This window comes from Mesorhizobium ventifaucium, from assembly GCF_935822925.1.
GTDB lineage: Bacteria > Pseudomonadota > Alphaproteobacteria > Rhizobiales > Rhizobiaceae > Mesorhizobium > Mesorhizobium ventifaucium.
The window spans coordinates 20,853-41,160 of sequence record NZ_CAKXZS010000024.1; the positions used below are offsets into that span (position 1 = coordinate 20,853).

Sequence of the window (20,308 nt, forward strand, 5' to 3'; positions counted from 1 at the left end):
CAAGCATGGGAGGCTTTTTTTACACTGTAGGCACGGTTCCTCCGTCGACTACGTACTCCGCACCCGTGATCGAAGAGGCACGATCGGAAGACAGAAAGGCAACGAGATTGGCGATCTCGGCCGGGCTTGAGGGGCGACCGAGGGGGATTCCACCGAGGGAGTCCATTATGATCTTCTTGCCGCCTTCAACGTCGGTGCCTGCCTCATCCGCGAGACGTCGGGCGAGCTTGACGGAAGCCTCGGTTTCTATCCAGCCCGGAGACACGCGAACGACACGCACGCCTTTCGGCGACACCTCCTTGGAGAGGCTTTTGCTGTAGGTCGACAACGCCGCCTTCGCCGCGGCGTATGCGGTCGTGGCTTCCGGCAGGGGAAGCAGCCTCTGGATGGAGGAGACGTGGATCACCACGCCGCTTCCCTGCGCGATCATTCCCGGTATCAGTTCTCGGTCGAGCCGCACGGCGGGAAACAGGTTGAGATCGAGTTCCTTGTGCCAATCACTGTCGCCCAGCGCCGAGAAGCCGCCTGCCGGCGAGGAAGAACCGCCGAGCATGTGAACGATAATATCGACGCCGCCCAACTTACCCCTGACAGCTTCGGCCACCGTGAAGCAGCCTTCGCTGGTGGAAAGATCGGCAGCCACGAAAAGCTCCGCCGAAGAGTTCGCGGGGAACGAGCGGGCCGTCGTCAGCACACGCGCGCCGAGTTTGCGGAACAGGTCGACGGTTGCGGCACCGGCTCCCTTTGTGCCGGAAGTGATCAGGGCGCGCTTGCCTGACAAATTCAGGAAGTCGCTCATGCGCCGATCTCCAAGGCTGCGATCTTGTCGCCCTTCAGACGGAAGATGTAGGTGAGATTTGCAGGGCTGCCGGGAAACTCGCCGGTGACTTTGGCGATCACCTTCGTCCCATGCTCGTCAGTGAGGGCTTCGAGCGGATCGGCGACATGCCGATACCTGGCTTTCGACCATTCCCACCAATTGCCGATGGCATAGTGCCCGGAGTGGGAGCGGCCCTCGTCATGGACAGCGGCCGTCGGCGCGAAGCAGGCCAGCAGAGCCTCGCAGTTGTTCTTCCGATCCGCTTCGAAATAAGCCTGGATCGCCTGAGGCAGTTGCATCTCTCATCTCCTCTTGGGATTGTTCGCTCCACAAGTAGGCGTATTCCGATGTTCGGATAATTGGGATAAATATGGATGTCGAATTGCGGAAAGTGGGATAATGCCGAGGCCTGGCCTTCACGATCTGGAAGCTGTCGTAGCCGTTGCTCGCAGATCCTCTTTCCGCGGCGCGGCGCTTGAATTGGGAATGTCGACGACTGCCCTTAGCAATGCCGTCGGCAAGCTGGAGGCCCACCTTGGCGTTCGCTTGTTCAACCGAACCACCCGCAGCGTATCTCTGTCGGATGCCGGTCGCCTGTTCGTCGAGAACGTCGGTCCCGCGCTGCAGGACATCCACGGTGCCATGGATGCAGCGCGCTCAAAGCAGGCAAACCCCACGGGAACGCTCCGCATCAATTCCTATGCCACTGCCGCGCGAGAAATCCTTTCACCCCTGCTTCTGGAGTTCATCAGGCGTTACCCGCAGGTCCATATCGATCTGGTCACCGAGGGACGGCTCTTGGACATCGTCGCGGAAGGCTTCGACCTGGGCGTGCGTCGCGCCACCCTCGTGCCGAGTGACATGATTGCGATCTCGCTGGGTCGGCCGCAGAGAAATGTGGTCATAGGCTCGCCCGACTATTTCAAAAGCTATGGTATGCCTTCCACGCCGACTGACCTCCTTCAACATCGGTGTATCCGTATCCGGCTGCCGAATGGCGCGCTCTTTCGCTGGCGCTTCGAGAAGGATGGGGAACCGCTATTGATCGATGTGAACGGACCGATGACTTTGGATGAGGCAAGCCTGTCCCGCGGCACAGTGCTCGAAGGCGTGGCGCTGGGCTACGTAATGGAACGTGACGTGCGCGAGGATATTGAGGCAGGGCGGTTGATCAGCGTTCTGAAGGAATGGCTGCCGCCTTCCGACGAACTCTGTATCTATTACCCGGGACGACGGAATCCATCCGCGGCGCACAGAGCATTCGTTGAGCTAGCACGGGAACTCGGCTCAAAAAGCCGAAACACGGCTGTGTAAGCGCCGTTCCGTTTTGCGCCCAATTCCAGACAAGCGGGTAGCCGTGCCTCAGCCCCGAAAGCGGACATCGCGGCGGGTAGGTGAATGGTTGACGCCCCACGGGCTATCCGCCACAGAGCTTCAGTGTCGCCGTCGAGCCGGAGATCACGACCAACGACATGGCGCTGATGATCAAGCTCGCCGTCGCCGGCGCCGGAATCACCTTCGGCATGGAGGAGAGCCTTTCGCCCGGCGATGGAACGCAAGGAGCTCATCCCTGCCCTCGAGGATTATTGCCCGTTCTTCGCCGGCTTCTACCTCTACTATCCGAGCCGCAGAAACGTCGCGCCCAAATTGCGCGCGCTTGTCGAGCATGTACGATGGCGCGAACGGTAACTTCGACGGGCCGAAGTTGGGTCGTCGTTAGCCTTTCTGATCGTACGCGCACAAACGGCCTGGTTGTGCCAGTGTCCGGCCTCTATAGAGCGGATCCCCCTGCAAGGCGGCGTGATTGCACCTGCGCCCGTTGATTGACGCCTGGAATAGCCAGCTCGGGTGACGGCTGCATTCGCGTCTCGGCAGCCTTCCTGTCGCGAGCAGGCGGCATGCCGAACATGCGGCCATATTCGCGCGTGAACTGGGTGACGCTCTCATACCCCACCGCGTAGGCCGCGTTGCTGATCATCTCGCCGTCCGCCAACATCATCCGGCGCGCTTCGATTAGCTTGAGCTGCTTCTGGAACTGAAGCGGCGTCAGCGACGTGACGGCCCGGAAGTGCTCATGGAATGACGACAAGCTCATATTGGCGGCCTCCGCCAATTGCTCCACGCCGATCGGCTTGGCGAAATCTGCGCGAATGAGCGCCACCGCGCGAGCCACGCGCTGCGCGTGGCTATTGGTTACGCCGAGGTTGCGAATGGCTCCGCCGTGCCGGCCCGACAGCAGCCAGAAATGCAGTTCGCGAATCAACTGCGACTGCAGAACCGGCAACGATGCCGGCCGATCGAGGAGACCCATCAAGCGCAATGCGGAGTCGGCGGCTACCGCCTCCGTCGGATCGACGCGGACCGGTGTACCGGCGGTGAACGGGATGGAACCCATGTCGACGACGAGGCTCTCGATCACCGCGGGATCGAGATCAACGACGACCGAGAAATATGGAACGCTGATGTTTGCGCGGGTGATCTGGCTGACGGTCGGCACGTCGGCAGTGATCAGGAGGGACTCTCCCGCGCCGAAGTCGAACGTGCTGGGTCCCATGGCCACCCGCTTGCTGCCTTGGAGAACCATGGCAACCAGCGGCTTGTTGATGGCGTATTGCAACTCGGTCGGGGCGGTCTGGCGAATGAGCGTCAGCCCCGGGATCGGCGTCTGGGCAACGCCGTTCCCGTCTGCATGCGCTTCCGCATAGCGGCGCACTGCATCAAGCAAAGTGTGAGCCATGGGCAAATACTAACCTACATCGCTTGGCGTCACAACGCTGCGAGGAGAATTGGGCAAGAACTTGCGAGTTTCCGGCAACTCACAGCGCTCCCTTAGTGGGACATGAGACGGGCGTGACGTGGCTTGCCCGTTGGCGCCATGTGAAGACCGCAGGAGACCCGTCAATGAACCTCGACTTCAATCTTCTCATCGACGGCAGCAGCCGTGCCGGCTCGACCGGGCAGAGCGAGGCCATCCTCAATCCGGCGACGGGCGAGAGCATCGGCCGTGTCGCCTATGCCTCGCCCGAGGACCTCCGCGAAGCCCTCGCCGCTGCCACTCGCGGCTTCAGCGAATGGCAGGCGGTGCCCGCTTGGGAGCGCGGCCGGATACTGAAGAAGGCAGCCGACATCTTGCGCGCCGACATCGACACGGCGGCCCACACGATGACGCTCGAACAGGGCAAGCCGCTGGCGCAAGCCCGGTCCGAGGTGGAACGGTCGGCCGACTTCCTCGAATGGGGCGGCGAGCAGGCGCGGCGCATCGCCGACCGCGTGGTGCCCGGCCGCGAGGCGGGAAGCCGTACCGAGGTCCAGCACCATCCCCTCGGCGTGGTGGCTGCGTTCACGCCGTGGAACTTCCCAATGGCGCTTGCGGCCAAGAAGTTCGCCGGCGCGCTGGGTGCGGGATGCTCGATCATCTGCAAGCCGTCGCAGGAGACGCCCGGTTCCGTCCTGGCGATGGTCAAGGCGCTACTCGAGGCGGGCGTCACCTCCTCCGCGATCGCAGTGGTTTTCGGCCATGCCGATCAGGTTTCCGATCATCTCATCGCCGCACCCGAGGTCGCCAAGATCACCTTCACCGGTTCCATTCCGATCGGGAAGCGTCTCGCCGCTGCCGCCGGCGCCGCGCTCAAGCCAGTCACGATGGAACTGGGTGGCCATGCTCCGGTGATCGTGTGCGGCGACGTCGATCCGGAACGGACGGCCGACCTGCTCGTGCGGGCGAAGTTCACCAATGCCGGCCAGATCTGCCCTCTGCCCGTCCCGCTTCTTCGTGGAGGAAAGCATCCGCGAACGGTTCACCGCGCGCTTCGTGGAACAGGCGCAAGCATTGCGCGTCGGCGACGGAACGGACCCCGCGACTGAGATGGGACCGCTCGCCAATGCGCGCCGTCTCGAAGCAATCTCGGGGCTCGTCGAGGACGCGCGCGCCCGAGGCGCGTCAGTGCTGGCCGGAGGAGAAGGCGTCGGCAATCGCGGGTTCTTCTACGCGCCGACCGTCCTCGCGGGCGTGCCGGACGGTGCGGAGATTCTCCACGAGGAGCCGTTTGGCCCGGTTGCGCCGATCCTCCCGTTCACCGACGAAGCCGCGATGCTCGAAAAGGCGAACGGGCTTGAGTTTGGCCTCGCCTCCTACGTCTTCACCAACAATGTCCGCCGGCAGCAGCGGCTCACCAATGCGCTGGAATACGGCGTCGTCGGCGTGAATGGCGCGCTGACGCACCATCCCGAGGCCGCGCTGGGCGGCTGGAAGGAAAGCGGCATCGATACCGAGGGCGGGATCGAGATCCTCGAACCCTATCAGCGGGTGAAGCACGTCAATCTCCGGTGGGGCTCCAATCCGGCCTGACGACCGCGGAGTTGCGCGAGCGGCCCATGGGAGGTGCAGTGACCATGATCGACAATCCGTTCTTTCCGCTGTCCTTTATCGCCGGGCCGGCGATCCTGACGAACGCCTGCGCGATCCTGCAGAATGGCGCGACCATGCGCTACAACCTCGCCATCACGCAGTGGCGGGAGTTTCGCGCTTTGCTGGCGGCTCGCGATGACCAGTTGTCGTCGCAATATGCGGATCCGGCGACTGCGGTCGCTCTCGCGGAGCGGCGCATACGCTTACAGCTGCGCGGATTGGGCCTGCTCAATGCGGCAATCGCCCTGTTTGCCGCAACCACAGTCCTGGGCCTCGCCGGTTCGTTCTTTGTCCAACTCCGGCATCTCCCGGCCGCACCCGTCAGCGCGGTCATGGTGGTCACCGGCGGTGCCGGGTTTCTCTTTCTCCTCGCTGCCACCGTGACGCTCTTCCTGGAGGGCGCTTGCGGCAGGGCGATGCTCCGCTTGCATCTGCAGCTCGGCGGCTCCGTCGGCGCGGAGATGCAACAACGGAGATACGGCAGCGATGACCTCTGACCCCCTCCTCCCGCTTTCATTCGTCGACTCGCCTCTATTCGGAGCGAGCTTCGTCGATGCACGCGTCCGCGACGTGTTCAATTTCAGATCCTATGTGCAGCGCTGCGTCGAGACCGAGGTCGCATTGGCCCGGGCCGAGGCGCGTCTGGGGATTATCCCAGAGGTCGCGGCCGCGGGCATCGCGGCGGCGGCCGAGACCTATCCATTCGATCTGGATCGGCTTCGTCGCGAGACAGAGATCGTCGGCTATCCGATCCTTCCGCTGGTGGAGCAACTGGCCGACGCCGCCGGCGAAGCGGGGCGCTATCTGCACTGGGGTGCGACCACCCAGGATATCATGGACACGGCGACCGTCCTGCAGGTCCGAGCCGCGATCGAGGTCATCGAAACGCGCCTCGCTGAGACGGTCGAGGCGTTGAGGCGGCTGGCGGCTCTCCACCGCGACACGCCGATGGCCGGACGCACCCATCTCCAGCACGCGCTGCCGATCACTTTTGGCTACAAGGCGGCGGTTTGGCTTTCGGCGCTTCAACGTCACCGCGAGCGCATCGAGCAGATGAAGCCGCGCCTTCTGATGATCGGTTTTCCGGCGCGTCCGGAACCCTTGCCTCACTTGGCAACAAGGGCCTGCCGGTTCAGGCGGAGCTTGCGCGCGAACTCAGTCTCGCTATGCCGTCGATCACCTGGCATTCCTGCCGCGACGGCTTCGCCGAAGCGGTCCAACTCCTCGGCCTGATCACCGGCAGCCTGGCCAAGATCGCCGTCGACGTCTCGATCATAATGACCACCGAGATCGGCGAGGTCGCCGAGCCCTTCGTCCGGCACCGGGGCGCCTCCAGCACCATCCCGCAAAAGCTCAATCCCGTCTCATGCGAGCTGATCATCGCCGCGGCGAAGATGGTTCGCCAGCACGCCGGGCTAATGCTCGACGCGATGGCGCATGATTTCGAACGCGCGACGGGACCGTCGCACCTCGAATGGGCGGCGGTGCCCGAGAGCTTCGCCTTGGCATCGGGCGCGCTGGCACAGGCCTCGTTCATGCTGTCCGGGCTCGTGGTCCATCCTGGTCGGATGCGCGAGAATCTCGGCGTGTCGCGCGGCCTGATCGTCGCGGAGGCAGTGATGATGGCGCTTGCGCCGATTACGGGCCGGCAGGCCGCGCATGACCTGCTCTATGCCGGGTGTCGTGAAGCCGCGGAAACCGGAAAGCCGCTCTTCGACGTCCTCGCGAAGGTCCAGGATGTCGCGACTCCGCTCGGGCTGGAAAGGCTGCGGGAACTGACCGACCCGGCCAACTACCTCGGCTCCGCCCGGGAAATGGTCGATCGGGTTTTGGGCGTCGCACAGCGCGTGCCTTCGTTGAATCAGGCAAAAATGCCCGACTATCCGGCAACATGGACCGGGTTCGGTCGACGACAGTGCCGATGGGCGTAACGCTCACCAACAAGGAGATACCGATGACCACCATCTCGATCGTCACCGGCGGCAGCCGCGGCCTTGGCCGCAACACCGCCATCAGCATCGCGCGCCATGGCGGCGATGTCATCCTCACCTATCGAAGCGGCGCCGAAGGCGCAAAGGCCGTCGTGGCCGAGATCGAAGGCATGGGCCGCAAGGGCGTCGCACTGCATCTCGATGTCGGCAACATCTCTGCTTTTCCGGCGTTCGTCGAAAGCGTCCGATCGGCGCTGAACTCGACCTGGGGCCGCCAAAGCTTCGATCACCTTGTCAACAACGCCGGTCATGGCGAAATGGCCGCCTTTGCCGAAACGACCGAGGCGCAGTTCGACCTCCTGTTCAACGTCCACGTCAAGGGCGTGTTCTTCCTCACCCAGGCCCTTCTGCCGCTGCTCGCCGACGGCGGGCGCATCATGAACTTGTCCTCGGGCCTGACCCGCGTCAGCTATCCGGGCTTCTCGGCCTACTCCGCCGCCAAGGGCGCAGTCGAGATCCTGAGGCTCTACATGGCCAAGGAACTGGGCAGCCGCAGCATCACGGTGAACACCATCGCCCCCGGCGCGATCGAGACGGATTTCCTGGGCGGCGCGGTGCGCGATACGCCGGAGTACAACGAGGCGTTCGCCAACATGATCGCGCTTGGCCGCGTCGGCCTGCCCGATGACATCGGTCCGGCGGTTGCCAGCCTGATCGGTTCCGACAATCGCTGGGTCACCGCGCAGCGGATCGAAGTGTCGGGTGGCCAGAACATCTGATGCGACCAGCCCTAAAACGGGCCGAAAGGTTCGCGTGGTTGCGGAAGGCCGTTGCGTCCGGGCGCGGCGGCCTCCGTTTCCCCGGCGGATATGCCAAGCTCGCAGATACCGGACTTCAGGTAAGGATCGGGGAGCTTCAGGCAACACGGCGCGGATGGTGCGCCGATACTTTGATCACCGCCGATCCGGAATCGCCGGTTGACGGTGAACGAACGAGCAAAGCAGCTACGGAGAAGAAAGATGTCGAATATCCTGATTGTTCTTTCGGCGGCCGACAGGTGGACCCGCGCGGACGGCTCGGTCTACGAAACCGGCGTGTGGGCCGAGGAATTCGTCGTTATCGACGAGGCATTCGTCCAAGCCGGTTTCCAAGTCGACATCGCCAGCCCCGGAGGCGTGACCCCAACGATGGATAAACGCAGTCTCGATCCCGCGATCGTGGGCGAGGAAATCGCAGAGCGCATGCGCAGCTATCTGGCCAGCAATTCGGATCGGCTCGAAAAGCCGCTGGTCCTCGCCAACGTCGACGTCAGCCGCTATGACGCAGTCGTCGTTCCCGGCGGGCACGGGCCAGTCGAGGACCTCTACAAGGACCCGGACATGGGTCGTGTGCTGGTCGAAGCTGATCGGGACGAGAAGGTCATTGCCGCGGTCTGTCACGGCCCGGCGGCGCTGCTGGCGGCCAGGGATGAGAACGGCCAGTGGCCTTTCGCGAGGCGCAAGATGACTTCCCTCACCGACGAGGAGGAAATCGAGTTCGGGACCGCGGACAATGCGCCCTGGCTGCTCGCCGACACTCTGCGCAAGTCCGGCGCCGTATTTCAGCAAGGGCCGAACTGGGGCATCTACGTCGTCAAGGACGGCAACCTTCTGACCGGTCAGAATCCGGGATCATCGGCGGCGCTGGCGGGCGCAGTCATCGCCGCGCTTCGTTGACGAAGAGCGCGCCCGGCCGGCTCCGGCAAGTCGGCCGGGCCTCGCTCGCCGATGCGACAACCGGCGCGGGTGGTCACCGACCTGCCTTGTCGTCCTGGGCCTCTTGCGCCCGTCGACCCGGGCCTCAGGCGAAGCCGACGTCAGCCGCGACCCGGTCCAACTCGCCGAATACATCTTCCGGCAAGTTCAGCGCGGCCGCGGCGAGGTTCTCCCGCAAATGCTTCAGGGACGAGGTGCCGGGGATCAGGAGGATATTGGGTGAACGCCTAAGCAACCAAGCGAGCGCCACTTGCATCGGTGTGGCGCCCAGGCGGCGGCCGACAGCCGACAAGGTGGATGATTGCAGCGGCGTAAATCCACCGAGTGGAAAGAACGGCACATAGGCAATGCCGTCCGGGAGAAGCTCGTCGAGCATGGCATCGTCGGCCCGGCACGCAATACAGGATTTGTTTTGATGACAAACCGACACGACAAGTTGATCGCCGACGCCGCCAAGAAGATCCTCGCTCCGCTTGGCTTCCGTCGAAAAGGCCGATCACGCGTCTGGTTGTTAGATCACGGTTGGTGGCTGACCGTGGTCGAGTTCCAGCCAAGCGGGTGGGCGAAGGGTAGCGGCCTTAACGTCGCTGCCCATTGGTTGTGGATTGAGCAGGAACATTTGAGCTTCGACTACTTCAGACGTTCCGAGCCGTTCATCGAATACACGTCTGACGCTCAATTTGAACCCGAAGCTACGCGCTTGGCTGATTCAGCCGCCCACGAAGCAAACCGGTTGGATCAGACTTTCATATCAATCGAAGCTGCGGCAACGGTGCTGGCTATGGAGGAACGAGGGCTTCCCGAACAAGCGCAAGGAAGCTGGGCTGCCTATGATGCCGGAATGGCAATGGCGCTATCAGGCAGAACTGACGACGCAACGGCCCTGTTTAACTCGGTGCGAGACGAGCGCGTGCGACCAGCCGTGGCCCGCGTAGAGAAACTTCTCTCTGATCCGGTCGAGTTTCGTCGGGAGGCTGACAATCTCATTGCGGTGCATCGCAAGGTTGTGGGTCTCGTGCCGCGACAATAGCGGTCACCTAACGCTCTATCTCACAGCAAGTCGAGGCTGAAGACGTCTACTCCCGGCCGAGTCAGAGGGTCGGCCGGACTCCATCTCCCGCCACGCTCTCTTGTTATTGTGCAATGCAGCAACGATATTGCGACACGTGCGTTACACAGATTGCCGTCCATTCCGGGCGTCAGAACAGGGACGGCGCCATTGCGAAAAATCTCCGACACCATCGCCCGCCTCGCTGCGCTGCAGGCACGACATGCCACGCATATCGCCGACCTCGGTGCGTCGGATCCTCTCGAGACGCTGGCCGACTTCGGTACCAATCCCGGCGGGTTGGGAGCGAAGTTCTACATTCCTAATGACCTATCCAAGGGCGCCGCAGTCGTCGTCGTGCTGCATGGCTGCACACAGAACGCGGCCGGCTATAACCATCATTCCGGCTGGTCCCAACTCGCCGACGAGGCTGGCTTCGCGCTGCTCTTTCCCGAACAGCAACGCGGCAACAATCCAAACCTCTGTTTCAACTGGTTCCAGCCTGGCGACACCAAGCGTGGTTCGGGCGAGGCGCTTTCGATACGCCAGATGATCGAGACGATGGTCGTCACCCACGGTCTCGACCGAAGGCGAATCTTCATCACCGGCCTCTCGGCCGGAGGCGCAATGGCGGCGGCCATGCTGGCGACCTATCCGGAAGTGTTTGCCGGCGGTGCGTTAATTGCCGGCCTGCCTTTCGGCAGCGCAACGACCATCCCGGAGGCCTTCGATCGCATGCGCGGCCACGGCGGTCCTTCGGAACAGGATCTGCAACGGGCCCTCCGCGGCGCATCGGATCATCGGGGACCCTGGCCGAGGATTTCGATTTGGCACGGTGCCGCTGACCACACGGTGTCGCCTTCCAACGCGGAAGCGATCGCAGGTCAATGGCGGGGAGTCCACCGGCTTGAAAAAGCGCCTACGCTTCGGGAAGCTGCCGGATCGCACGCAAAGCAGGTCTGGCGTAACGGCGCGGGAGATGTCTTGATCGAAATCAACATGATCGCCGGGATGGGCCACGGCACGCCGCTCGGCAACGGCCTCGGCGCTCCGGGACCTTATATGCTTGATGTCGGCATCGCCTCCACACGGGAGATCGCGCAGTTCTGGGGGATCGCGGTAACCGAGGACAGCGCCTCCCGGAAGTCGAGGCCGCAAGTGCCCGCCAGCCAACGGCCACTACGCCAGTCACCGGCGCCAGGTCTAGAAAATGCGAAGTCGAAGCCCCCGCAGCCGACTGTCATCCATCAGTTCCCGCGTCACACGGAATTGGGCCAGCCCGGCGTGAAGAAGATTATTGAGAATGCCCTGCGGGCAGCGGGCCTGATGCGCTAGGCGGACGGCGCAAATCCGCTCGCCCACTGACCGCCGGCCCGCGAAGGTCAAGCGGCTCTGACCAGGCAAAGGACGGCGTTGGTCTTTGCAATCATGGACCGCTTTTCAGCGAGCGGTCTCATGCACCTCGTCCAGATACTGCTCCAGCATCGCGCCGGGTCAGGTCTCGCTCCGGAGATGCTGATGCGCTCTTTCCGACAGAGGACGCCTTGAGCACGGCGCCGACTGGTCGACGCCACGTCCACTGCACTCGTCCACTGCCGGGCTCCTTCGTTTGAAGCGAGGCGCACACCTGCATTCAGGCAGGCCCGTCGTAACGCTCGACCGGCCATCTGTCGTGGTGCCACCCCACAATTCACGCTAGCCCGTCCGATTTAGGCGGCTTCTCGTCGCGTGTAGAAGCGCCTTCGAATAGATTCTGTGAAAGCCCATTAGAGAATGGAATATGGGGCCTATTGTTTCCTCGCCGGTCGCTTCGTTGATAGTCGCCGTAACGGCCGAGCCGAAAAACAGAAGGGTGGCGCGACGCGTTCCGCGGGTGGTCGCCGCAATCATGAACCATGATCGGGTGCGAGTGGTCAAATCGCACATTAGCAGTTGATGTTCCGCTCGTTCCTCTACGATCCAAGCCGCGAATGTTGAGCGCGTGCCGGCGGCGAGTTCCTTCGCTTGCAGGTCCGTGGACGGCTTAGCAGCCAAGACCAGCAAAGCCCTTTCGAGTTTGAACAGCCACGTTGTGTAGAACGCTTCGACAAAGGCGGCTAAAGAAATCTGGCCGGCCATCTCGATGACAAAGCAGTCCGTGTAGCCGCCACCTTCAGCGTATTTGCTTAGGAACGCTTGTTCTGGAAGCGCGCACGTCTGGATAACTGTCATACTATTACCCTACAAGCAGTTCGTGACTTTAGCTTGCCCGAAAGCACCTCATATTCAGGACAAGCGGCCCGGGTCTCGCAAGAAGCGCCGAAGACTACGCGAACTTCCGGGCGAACGCATCCGGATTGGCATTCATGTCGCCGACGCCGACTACAGGTGGTGAGGCCTCCAGCGACCTTGGCCCGTTTCTCGTGTCCTACGTGAAAGCGCGACCAGTTTGCGCAAGGGCGGGCGAATTGCAGCAACAGCGATCAAACCAACTCGCTCTGGATAACTAGGTACTATACGCGGCGGTCTTCACTGCGTGTCTTCAGGGCATCGGCTTTCCTGATGGAGCCCCAAAGCACCGGAGGCGACAATGAAGAAGCCGATCCATGCGATCAGCTCGCCGAGAACTGGTGAACCTCTAAAAGCTACGGGGCTGCTAACATGCGAAATGGCATCGAGAGCAAGTTCAGGGGATTTGAGGCGATCAACCGCGACGGCGCGTTGATCGGTCCACGGAACCATGGCTGCATTCCTCGAAATTCGGCGGCCGAGAGCACGCTCCCGCTTCATTCCTAGTGCTTCGAACTGCCGCCCTGCGTGATACGAGTAGGGCGATGGCTCCATACGACAAGCTGGCGGAAAACTATCTCGCTGCCCTCAAGCTTGTAGCCGTCCGCATTTGAATACGCAGTAATGAGTTACGTCCCAGCCACTACGGATGTTATTACAGTCTTGCGATCGTCGGCGATCTTCGCACGCCGGAGGCGGGATGACGCCCGACGACATCGGCAGAGGGCGGCTTCGGCCGTCCCTTCCCGACTTTGGATGGGCAACGGATGACGTTCGGGCGCTCACCACGGCGGCGACGAGCCTAACATCACTACCGCAGGCGATCGCCGCGACGGGCGCCAAGGGCCGTACCTGTCTCTATGTTGCCTTCACGATTCTCGGTTTAGTCGGTCGGCGGGCTTGAGCTGCACTCTCAAGGACCAAGGCCAGCCGCTTCTCGTCTTCGATGGCGCGATCGACTGCCTCGATTTCCTCCTGGAGCGCCTTCAGCTCGGCTCCGTAACTGGAGCCGTCGCTGTCCCCGATCTGAAAGCCACTTGCCCGCATTGCGTCGCGAGTATGGTGGACGTTACGGACTCCTTCGCGTCGAGTCGCGACCAGGATTTCCCTGAATTCTCCAAGACGTTCAACGTGATTGCGGGTCATTGCGTTCTCCTATTTCGTCGTCATCGTCGCCGACGGACGGCTGAACCTTACGGCGCAGAAGGTTTAAGTGACTACAGGAGATGGAAGCTCAAATTTGAACGTCTTGCAATTGCGTTGAGCGCGGCAGGCGGAAATTGGCTTGGGACCCGATCGATCACCGACCAGCTTTTCGGCCGAGCGCGTCTGGATCGTGAGGGCCCGTTTCTCAGCGCCCCACGACGCTGGTCTCAATGTGCGACAAGATACACGGAGCCGACGTTCAAGCGGAATCGTTGTTGTCGGGTTGCCAGACCATAGGAGATCATACGAGAGATATGGGTTGGCGAACCAGCCGCTAAGATGGTTTTGTGTAGAAAACATCCCCCCTGCCAACCAAATCCATCCCAGCCATACTGGCCTGCCCTGTCAAATCCTCACGATTGGTGGGTTCGTTCCTGCCAAGGTCAGCAACGGGTCACCCCATAGTCATCACGCCGTGTGACCTGAACGTCCGCTCTTGCCTTTTGGACGCCAAAATCTGCCGGGCGTCAGCTTCCTCTGCCGCTACTTGCCCGTTCCAGAGCACAAGCCCCGCCTCTTCTGCGCCAGCGTATCTAATCCTACTCCGGCTCTCGTCAGCATCTCGTGCCCCTCAAGAGTCGTACTTATCGTGCCATCAAGCCGCTTTGGGAACGGCCGCACGATGGCGGCCGTAACCCACCTTCACGAGCAACCCTTCCTCGCATATGCGGGCGAGGTAGCAACGGGGAACGCCGATGTCGGTTAGGTCTTTTGTCCGGACTTCGCCCTTCCCAAGAGCGAGCGAGACGGCGCGTTCCCTCAATGTCGGCTTCGGACCACCGGCAAGCCGGATCCGCTTGGCGCGATCGCGATCACGCTTCCGCAACCTGACGGAGGGCTCTGGCGTAGTTTTGAGGGGAATCGGCAGCACGTAGTTCGCGGTTTCGTCCAGCCCGGGGAGCCACCGCCTTTTCTACGATACGGCCCGATCCTGCGCGCAGTGTGCGATGTTCCTTACGCTTCAATTTGGTTCGCTTCTGCCAAAATGGTTGCAAACAGCAGAGACGCCTATCGAAGTCAGGGTAAGTTAGCGTGGCGCCTTGCCTTCGCCTAGGCCTGCAAATGGCTCATCGTAGAGTCGGCGGCGACATCGTGAAAAGACATAGACTCGGCGCGATTGCGCCGAAACGAGCCGTCTCAGAGATTCGGCCGGCGAAACCTTCCAACACGAGAACCGGAAGAATCGACCGATCCGGACATTCCGGTCCTAAAGCTAAACAGCTGCAATCAAGCCCGCCTCCAGACTGCACCATGACCATGAGACTGGAGATCGACTCGCATCACACATCCTGTGCTATTTGTGATATGTGACTGAGGCGGTGACATGCTGCAGCATCTACGAGTCCAAGCTCAAGGTTCCGATGCCGCCGACCAGACGCGGCAGTGGACGAGTTCAATTTGGCTCGCTGTTGTCGTCGGTATCGCGTATTTCCTGGCGGCACAGTTAAGCCTTTCCCTACTCACTCCTGATGGCGTTGCCGTGTTCTGGCCCGCCGCTGGTATCGCCGCGGGCACGTTGATCGCCCTTGGGCCAAGAGCGCGATTGGGGGTTGTGGTTGGGACGATACTCGCCACCATCGCGGCCAATCTCTTGGGTGACCGAGACCTCGGGAGCGCCACCGTCTTCGCCGTATGCAATGGGGTGGAAGCCCTGCTTACAGCTAGTCTGATCGAGCGCTACTTCGGTTCCGAAGTGAGTCTCAACCGCCTGCGCAACGTGCTGGGACTGTTAGGGGCGGCGATCGTCGGTGCCGCTGCATCCGGGATCGGCGGGAGCTTGGGGTTCACTTTATTCTATGGCGCGACGACATCGATTTTTGCCATTTGGCAAAACTGGTTCTTATCTGACGCGCTTGGCATCGTCACGACTGCGCCGCTGGTGATCGGCCTCGCCTCAGCAGCACGCGAGCCGCCGCCGCAAAGCGAGGCAATCGAAGGTCTCTTGGCTCTGGCGGCGGTAGCCGCGATGAGCCTCGTCGTCATTTCCCTGCCAGCGGAGCCTTGGAAAACAGTAGTGCCGATCGCGCTACTATTCCCGTTACTCTTGTGGATAGCGGCCCGTTGCCGGCCGATCTTCGCTTCGGCAGCGGCGTTCATTGTTGCCGTTGCAATAGTGTGGACGACGACGTTTGGAATTGGCCATTTCGGCGACCCGGATCTTCCGGTTGCGGACCGCATCCTTGCCGCTCAAGCCGGCATACTGATGGTTGCGCTCTGCGCATACGTCCTTGCTGCGCTGTTCGCCGAGCGGCGTCAGCACGAGGACGCGCTCATGGAGAGCGAAGCCCGCTTGCAAGAGGCGCTGTCGGCAGGGGCGGCCACGGCGTTCGTTTGGGATGTCCGGACGGGCTCGTCGCTGCGCAGCGCAAACGCCGCGCAGATCCTGGGTTATGAGCCGCGGCAAACGCTGACCGCCGGTAACTTTCTCTCGAGAGTCCATCCGGACGACCGCGGGCGCTTCAAAGCGCTCGTCCGCGGTGTCCGCCCCGAAAGCCCCACATATACCGTAACATTCCGCTTCAAGCGCTGCGACGGTTGGGAAGTCTGGCTAGAGGAAGTGGCCAAGGCCGAGTTCGATGCAATGGGGCGCCTTGTATGCCTCAAGGGCCTCACTGTTGACGTCACCGAACGCAAGCGGTCTGAGGAGCACCAACGCCTGTTGGTCGCCGAACTGGATCATCGCGTCAAGAACTTGCTGGCACGCGTTTCCGTCGTCATCACGGATACGAGCCCGGGCAGTGGTTCGCTGGACGAATACATTCAAGCACTCGATAGGCGCATTCAATCCATGGCCGCCGCCCACTCGCTACTCAGCCAGAATCGTTGGCACGGCGTTGACCTCATGGACCTTGTCCGCCATCAGCTTGCGCCCTACGCGACGGATGCAAACACAACGATCCGTGGCTCCAACTTCACACTCACGGTCGCGGAGACACAGGGGTTGGCGATGGTGCTCAACGAGCTGGCAACGAACGCTGCGAAGTACGGCGCACTGTCGACCAGAAATGGGCGGGTGGAGGTGGTCTGTAACCGCGGGCCTAGCGAGAATGCGACAAACCTGTCGATCGTATGGCGTGAGATTGGCGGCCCCGCAATTGCGGCTTCGCCGCAATGCGGATACGGCGTCAGCCTCATTCGTGATCTTATCCCTCACGAGCTCGGCGGTTCGGTCGACCTCGTATTTGCATCCGAGGGCGTTTGCTGCAGAATTGAGTTTCCTGTCAAGGCCGTGACCGTGACAGACATAAAGGGAGCCACTTCCGGCCATCCAGCAGCTAGCGCGACGTCACTTGACGCACCGTTGCAATAAGATGTGCCGCGCTGACGGGTTTATGCAAGATAGCTTCAACTTTGCCCGGTGCTATCGGAACGACCTCGTAGCCGGTAATGACGATGACACTGATCCCTTGATCTTGCAGACGGTCGATCAGGTCATGAGCGGGCTCGCCGTCTCGGAGGCTAAAGTCGACGAGCGCTACATCAGGGCGGCGTTCGGAGATGAGGCGCTCGGCGTCGGCTGCGGTTGCAACGGGCCCGGCCAAGTCAGCCCCCAACGCGTTAAGCAGCCTCGCCATAGCTCTTGCGAGGTGCCAGGAATCCTCAACCAAGAGGATACGCACGCCCGTCAATGACCCGGCCGTGGGCGTGCCGCGGGGGCTGGGTGAAGTCACCGGCTCCTCAACATATTATGTTGGACCCACCTCTATCCTAAACGCTGTTGGCCTACTACGGGTAATTTCCTCCAGACTGGAGTTCCGGCTGTCGAGGAATACGTCGAATGTCGGCTCGACTAAACTTTGCGAGAATTGTGCTCACGTATCGACACGCCCAATCTTGCCGCGGAATACCACGTAGACGCCGATCGTATAGGCAACGACGCAGGCAGGACGACAATTCCACCATAGAAGAAAAACAGCAGCGAATTTTCCGGGGCAGCAGCGTCGGCTACAGTCACCGCGTAGGGGATGAGGTAAGGCCAGAACATCACGCCAAGTGAAGATCTTTCCCCAGTCTTTCTTCACGCTGAGGACGAGCCATCCGTTCTTCATCGCGTCGTCGCAGAGTTCCTGTGTAAAAGGGCCCACCTTGGTCTCGGGAGCCCCTGCGCCGGCCCGTAGGCATATTCGCGCTCGGCATCGTCGTGCAACAGCAGCATCTAGAGCCGCGGGCCGTCGCCTGCTTCGGTATATTCCAGCATCTGCCTGTCGCCGGTCGAATTGCCGAACGCGACAACCGGTCTGCGGCCGATCATCAAATGAATGCCGTCCGGCTTGCCATGTTCAGAACGAGAACGTTTCAATCAAGGCTCTCAGTGGGCCAAGGTCCCATTCACCGCACTGAATTTGGTGGCGCCGATCGCCGCTCGCTGGCGAGTCCAGTGCTCCTTAAGCTGCGGAAAGTCTTCGGGTACATAGTCAGTTGACGCAACGGGAGCTTATGGAGCGTTTTCGGATGGCGATATTGTTCTTTGGAGAAGTCGGCGAGACTTCTGTGTGGCGCGTTCACCTTCGCTACTGGCGGCGCTCTGGTAGCAAGGCCGTAGGTTGATTTCTCGAAGGCCAAACGCGCCTGCAGAGTTCGGTGCATAATCTGCACCCACACAGCTGGCACCACTTTCGGTCTTTTCACTGCTCCGTGCTAGAACCGGCTGAAACGTCGTGACCTGCGCTTGCTAGAGATTTCCGCCTCGCGAAGCGCAGGATAACACCTAGCGAAGCCGCGATTGGTATCGCTAGCAAGACACCGATGAAGCCAAACAGCCACCCAAAGGCGAACAGCGCAAACATCATCCAGACTGGATTGAGGTTGACGCGACGACCGATGAGGCGCGGCGACAGCACATAGTCGGCAAGCATTTCACCAACGATGAAGATGCCCCCCACAACAGCGACAGGTGCCCAATCGGGCCAGAACTGGTCCACTGCAACGCATACGGACACCAAGATACCGCTGGCTGCCCCGAGATAGGGAACGAAACTGATGAGGCCTGCTGTGATGCCGATCAAAATGGCATGGTTGAGTCCGGTCAGCTTCAAAGCAGCGGCATAAATGACGGCAAGAACGAGGCAGATGACGACCTGACCGCGCACGAAGCCGGCAACAGTATCGTGGATTTCGCGCCCCAGCGCCCGAATATCGTCGCGGTACTCCGGAGCAAACCAACCATCGACCGTTGCGATCATTCGATGCCAGTCAATCACGAGATAGATGGCGATGATTGGCGTGACGACGAGCAGGGAAAGAAGGGAAATCAAGGCTCTTCCGCTCGACCATAGCGAGGTAACGACGCCGTCGAGCCATTTGCTGCCCACCGTCCTCACGACATCGACAGACGATTGCTCGATGTGAAGATTCTCACCTATGACACTACGCATCCAGGGGCCACTTGCATCGGTCGCAAGGGACTGCAGACGCGTGATGTAGCGGGGAAACTCCTCAACAAAAAATCTGAGTTCGCCAATAATTACCGGGAGCATGACCAACATTAACCCGATAATGCCCACGATCAGCGGCAAGAAGACGGCTAGTGCTGCAAGGGTTCGATTGATCCCGAACCGCTCCAACCTGTCGACCGCCGGAACGAGGAGATAGGCGAGCAACGTGCCTACGACAAATGGCAGCAGGATTTCGCGCAACAGCACCAGCGCAACCAAGGCGACTGCGGAAACCCCAATCCAGAACGTAGCTGGTTGCGCAATTCTCATCGACCTTCTCCCCACATCCCGTTTCGAGCTCAACTGTCGGCCACTTGTTGATCTCGGCGCACGTGTCATCGGATCCAATGGAGGGGCGACGGTATAGATCTTCCTTTGTCAATTCTCTATCAAGCTGGCGAAGGCGATCTCACCATCGGTAATGTAATGGTTGACCTTTCCGGTCTGCAGACGTGAACCGGACTGGTGCAATACGACATCCCCGATCACCCGCTTCGTCTTCAGCTGGGTGACTATGTAGTCTCGTTCAGCATTCGTGTCTGAATCGGTAGCGTGTGTCACTTGGAGCGTCAGCCTGGTTAGCGATAATCCGGTATCTCTGGTGCCCGCCCCGACCCACAGGACACGCTGATCGTTCGGCGGTCTATCCGTATTTAGCCAGAAGCTTGCTGCCGTGATATCGTCGCTCGAGTGGGAGAGGCCCAGCGCCCAGAAGCGGATATGATGGCGCTTGCGCGGACTGTCGTTGATGGGCTGTTGAAAACCTATGTCCTGCCTTCGTCCAAAGAGATAGAGCGTGCTGAATGGGGCAGTGGGATACGAAAAGTTGAGCAGGAACGCTCGTACCATCCGCCACGAGCTTGCAACCCCCAAACGATCAGCCGTTGACCAGCCCGCTGCTGCAAATGCATCGCAGAGTTGTTGACGGGTCCCGATCAGGACTAGATTTACTGGATCGCCGGGCAAGCCGTCTCCGGTGATTGAGTATCTAGGAATGAGCCTCCGGTGCAGAACCTTAAGGCCCATTCGGACTACGTTTGGCAAAATGACATAGGCAGCAAGCCCGTAGGTAAGACCTACGGCTAGGACCCATGGAAGTCTGCGGTCCGCAGTATCGAAGACGATAAAGACTATGAGCCAAACGCTGACTACTCCCAGACAGATGATGAGAAATCTCTGGAATAACCGCGTAAGTGTCCTCAAAATTCATTGTCCCGTATGGCGCCAATAGCCTCGGCGTCGACTTCCCGGTTCGTGCCCGGATTCTGCCGATTGAGCATAGCCGCCGTCAGACCATTTTTACCTCACGTTTCGTCGTCACGATATTGCTCTTTGGGGAAGTGCTATCGGCAAAGGTCTTGTTGGTCCCGAACCGCGCGGCCGGTCCATTCGTATGCAAACGTCGGTGGAAGGCATTTTTTGGGCGCGAAACAGACGT

19 protein-coding genes and 3 pseudogenes are annotated in these 20,308 nt (G+C 61.1%); 11 read left to right on the top strand and 11 right to left on the bottom strand.

Annotated features, from left to right (window positions below; genetic code table 11):
* Positions 1-19: 19 nt before the first annotated feature.
* Positions 20-799, bottom strand: coding sequence for an SDR family oxidoreductase (locus tag NMG70_RS20815; RefSeq protein WP_254026277.1), 780 nt, complete (start codon positions 797-799; stop codon positions 20-22).
* Complete coding sequence (locus NMG70_RS20820) at positions 796-1,119, bottom strand: nuclear transport factor 2 family protein (RefSeq protein WP_254026278.1); 324 nt, start codon at positions 1,117-1,119, stop codon at positions 796-798. The genes NMG70_RS20815 and NMG70_RS20820 overlap by 4 nt, the downstream gene beginning before the upstream one ends.
* 100 nt (positions 1,120-1,219) lie before the next feature.
* On the opposite strand from NMG70_RS20820, the gene NMG70_RS20825 reads away from it, so the two are divergent.
* On the top strand, positions 1,220-2,134 hold the full coding sequence (locus tag NMG70_RS20825; protein WP_254026279.1) for a LysR family transcriptional regulator: 915 nt from the start codon (positions 1,220-1,222) through the stop codon (positions 2,132-2,134).
* A gap of 113 nt (positions 2,135-2,247) precedes the next feature.
* Positions 2,248-2,509: pseudogene (locus tag NMG70_RS20830) on the top strand (LysR substrate-binding domain-containing protein); the annotation flags it as partial.
* Between the two features lie 82 nt (positions 2,510-2,591).
* On the opposite strand, the gene NMG70_RS20835 reads toward NMG70_RS20830, so the two are convergent.
* Entirely contained in the window at positions 2,592-3,557 is a 966-nt protein-coding gene (locus NMG70_RS20835; RefSeq protein ID WP_254026280.1) for an AraC family transcriptional regulator, read from the bottom strand.
* A gap of 164 nt (positions 3,558-3,721) precedes the next feature.
* Here NMG70_RS20835 and NMG70_RS20840 point away from each other — a divergent pair, with 164 nt between their 5' ends.
* The 6 genes and pseudogenes from NMG70_RS20840 to NMG70_RS20865 all read left to right on the top strand — a co-directional run bounded on the left by NMG70_RS20840 (position 3,722) and on the right by NMG70_RS20865 (position 8,874).
* Positions 3,722-4,684, top strand: coding sequence for an aldehyde dehydrogenase family protein (locus NMG70_RS20840; protein WP_254026281.1), 963 nt, complete (start codon positions 3,722-3,724; stop codon positions 4,682-4,684).
* A complete protein-coding gene (locus NMG70_RS20845; protein ID WP_254026282.1) occupies positions 4,632-5,168 on the top strand; it encodes an aldehyde dehydrogenase family protein in 537 nt (178 codons plus the stop codon). The genes NMG70_RS20840 and NMG70_RS20845 overlap by 53 nt, the downstream gene beginning before the upstream one ends.
* A 38-nt stretch (positions 5,169-5,206) precedes the next feature.
* Positions 5,207-5,725 (top strand): hypothetical protein, encoded by a 519-nt coding sequence (locus NMG70_RS20850; RefSeq protein ID WP_254026283.1) that lies wholly within the window; start codon positions 5,207-5,209, stop codon positions 5,723-5,725.
* Positions 5,715-7,075, top strand: a pseudogene (locus NMG70_RS20855) (class-II fumarase/aspartase family protein); the annotation flags it as partial. The gene NMG70_RS20850 and the pseudogene NMG70_RS20855, both read left to right, overlap by 11 nt.
* Before the next feature lie 107 nt (positions 7,076-7,182).
* On the top strand, positions 7,183-7,938 hold the full coding sequence (locus NMG70_RS20860; protein WP_254026284.1) for an SDR family NAD(P)-dependent oxidoreductase: 756 nt from the start codon (positions 7,183-7,185) through the stop codon (positions 7,936-7,938).
* Between the two features lie 240 nt (positions 7,939-8,178).
* Positions 8,179-8,874: a type 1 glutamine amidotransferase domain-containing protein gene (locus NMG70_RS20865; protein WP_254026285.1), complete on the top strand. Its 696-nt coding sequence runs from the start codon at positions 8,179-8,181 to the stop codon at positions 8,872-8,874.
* A 124-nt stretch (positions 8,875-8,998) separates the two neighbouring features.
* On the opposite strand, the pseudogene NMG70_RS20870 reads toward NMG70_RS20865, so the two are convergent.
* Positions 8,999-9,337 (bottom strand): annotated as a pseudogene (locus NMG70_RS20870) (aldo/keto reductase); the annotation flags it as partial.
* On the opposite strand from NMG70_RS20870, the gene NMG70_RS20875 reads away from it, so the two are divergent.
* Together NMG70_RS20875 and NMG70_RS20880 are read left to right on the top strand one after the other, a co-directional pair.
* Positions 9,329-9,943: a hypothetical protein gene (locus NMG70_RS20875; protein ID WP_254026286.1), complete on the top strand. Its 615-nt coding sequence runs from the start codon at positions 9,329-9,331 to the stop codon at positions 9,941-9,943. The pseudogene NMG70_RS20870 and the gene NMG70_RS20875 sit on opposite strands and share 9 nt — an antisense overlap.
* Positions 9,944-10,132: 189 nt before the next feature.
* On the top strand, positions 10,133-11,296 hold the full coding sequence (locus tag NMG70_RS20880) for an extracellular catalytic domain type 1 short-chain-length polyhydroxyalkanoate depolymerase (RefSeq protein WP_254026287.1): 1,164 nt from the start codon (positions 10,133-10,135) through the stop codon (positions 11,294-11,296).
* Between the two features lie 360 nt (positions 11,297-11,656).
* On the opposite strand, the gene NMG70_RS20885 is transcribed toward NMG70_RS20880, so the two are convergent.
* The 3 genes from NMG70_RS20885 to NMG70_RS20895 form a co-directional block, all read right to left on the bottom strand.
* Positions 11,657-12,172: a hypothetical protein gene (locus NMG70_RS20885; protein ID WP_254026288.1), complete on the bottom strand. Its 516-nt coding sequence runs from the start codon at positions 12,170-12,172 to the stop codon at positions 11,657-11,659.
* 297 nt (positions 12,173-12,469) lie between these two features.
* On the bottom strand, positions 12,470-12,682 hold the full coding sequence (locus NMG70_RS20890) for a hypothetical protein (protein ID WP_254026289.1): 213 nt from the start codon (positions 12,680-12,682) through the stop codon (positions 12,470-12,472).
* A gap of 405 nt (positions 12,683-13,087) precedes the next feature.
* Positions 13,088-13,375, bottom strand: a complete 288-nt coding sequence (locus tag NMG70_RS20895; RefSeq protein ID WP_254026290.1) for a hypothetical protein — start codon at positions 13,373-13,375, stop codon at positions 13,088-13,090.
* Positions 13,376-14,759: 1,384 nt separating this feature from the next.
* Here NMG70_RS20895 and NMG70_RS20900 point away from each other — a divergent pair.
* On the top strand, positions 14,760-16,745 hold the full coding sequence (locus tag NMG70_RS20900; RefSeq protein ID WP_254026291.1) for an MASE1 domain-containing protein: 1,986 nt from the start codon (positions 14,760-14,762) through the stop codon (positions 16,743-16,745).
* Here the strand turns inward: NMG70_RS20900 and NMG70_RS20905 are convergent.
* The 4 genes from NMG70_RS20905 to NMG70_RS20920 form a co-directional block, all read right to left on the bottom strand.
* Positions 16,711-17,010 carry a DNA-binding transcriptional response regulator gene (locus NMG70_RS20905; RefSeq protein ID WP_254026292.1) on the bottom strand — a complete coding sequence of 100 codons (300 nt, stop codon included), beginning with the start codon at positions 17,008-17,010 and terminating at the stop codon, positions 16,711-16,713. The two genes, NMG70_RS20900 and NMG70_RS20905, sit on opposite strands and share 35 nt — an antisense overlap.
* 581 nt (positions 17,011-17,591) lie before the next feature.
* Positions 17,592-17,735, bottom strand: a complete 144-nt coding sequence (locus NMG70_RS20910) for a hypothetical protein (RefSeq protein ID WP_254026293.1) — start codon at positions 17,733-17,735, stop codon at positions 17,592-17,594.
* A 325-nt stretch (positions 17,736-18,060) separates the two neighbouring features.
* Positions 18,061-19,140: an AI-2E family transporter gene (locus NMG70_RS20915; RefSeq protein WP_254026294.1), complete on the bottom strand. Its 1,080-nt coding sequence runs from the start codon at positions 19,138-19,140 to the stop codon at positions 18,061-18,063.
* Positions 19,141-19,248: 108 nt separating this feature from the next.
* Positions 19,249-20,073 (bottom strand): LssY C-terminal domain-containing protein, encoded by an 825-nt coding sequence (locus NMG70_RS20920; RefSeq protein ID WP_254026295.1) that lies wholly within the window; start codon positions 20,071-20,073, stop codon positions 19,249-19,251.
* Positions 20,074-20,308 lie beyond the last annotated feature (235 nt).